The organism is Halomonas sp. 72, assembly GCF_052379785.1.
In the GTDB taxonomy this organism is placed as follows: domain Bacteria; phylum Pseudomonadota; class Gammaproteobacteria; order Pseudomonadales; family Halomonadaceae; genus Vreelandella; species Vreelandella citrativorans.
Genome location: NZ_JBQSYY010000051.1, coordinates 1 through 1,061, shown reverse-complemented (window position 1 = coordinate 1,061; position 1,061 = coordinate 1). Strand labels below are relative to the sequence as shown.

Here is a 1,061-nt window from a genome sequence, read left to right as displayed (position 1 = left end):
CCTGAAGCACACGCCCTTCGCGCGCATGAGTCCAAGCAACCTGAGGCTCAAGCTCATCAAAGTAGGCGCGGTCATCCTCCGCAATACGCGCCGCATCCGGGTGTTGATGAGTGACAGCTACCCCTATAAAACGGCGCTATCCGATCTGGTCAGGCGGTTGGTGCCGAACTGACTGCTCGGGCGCCCCCGGCCCGACGCAATGGGGGAAAGGGGGAAGTGTGTCTGAAGGACGGAAAGTGGTTAAAAAATAGCCGATGTAAGTCGAGCCAGTAGGTGTTTAGCGGTGTTACAGCCTGAGTGCGGTACTGGCTGAGGTACTATGAGAAATCCAGGCTAGGGCGTAAAACATTTTGTGCTTTAAGTTTAGCGGCAACATTTGCTATTAGCGGCTGCCAATCAGGCGCTGATTTTGGCGGTCTTGTATCAGCGGGCACCAATATGGCGGGCGCCGCCATGATGTCAGACCAGCAAATACAGCAAATGGGTGATCAAACCATTGCCCAACTTGATAATGAAAACCAGCTTGTTGCCACTAACAGCCCGTATGCCGAGCGTTTGCAAAATCTGACTCAAGGCTGGGAAGTTGTTGAAGGCCATACGCTCGATTTTAACGTTTATCAGGTCTCCGAAATTAATGCGTTTGCAGTGCCCAATGGTTCCATCCGGTTATACAGTGGGTTAATGGACGAAATGACCGACGATGAGGTGCGTTACGTTATTGCTCATGAAATAGGCCATGTCGCTTTAGGACACTCCAAGCGGGCTTTCCAGGTCGCTTACGCTGCGTCTGCGGCACGTGAAGCTGCGGCTTCAAGCGGCAGCAGCACCGCCGCCGTCCTATCTACTTCTGAACTTGGCGATTTAGGAGAAAAGCTTATTAATGCCCAGTTCTCTCAGCGTCAGGAAAATGAAGCTGATGACTATGCCATTGAGCTTCTACAGGAGCATAATATGGATGCTGAGGCCTCAATCACTGCGCTGCGCAAACTTGAAGCCAAATATGGTAATAATAGTAGCTTCTTTTCTAGCCACCCAGCCGCTGGCGATCGTGCGAGTCGCTT

At 51.9% G+C, this 1,061-nt stretch carries 2 protein-coding genes; both read left to right on the top strand.

The genetic code is table 11. The features are described from left to right. The coding region (locus ACT3T6_RS17680) for a transposase (protein ID WP_443589643.1) at window positions 1-172 on the top strand (172 nt) is incomplete at its 5' end. Between the two features lie 281 nt (window positions 173-453). Next, window positions 454-1,061, top strand: a 608-nt coding sequence (locus tag ACT3T6_RS17675) for a M48 family metalloprotease (protein ID WP_444625977.1), incomplete at its 3' end; no start/stop codon positions are given.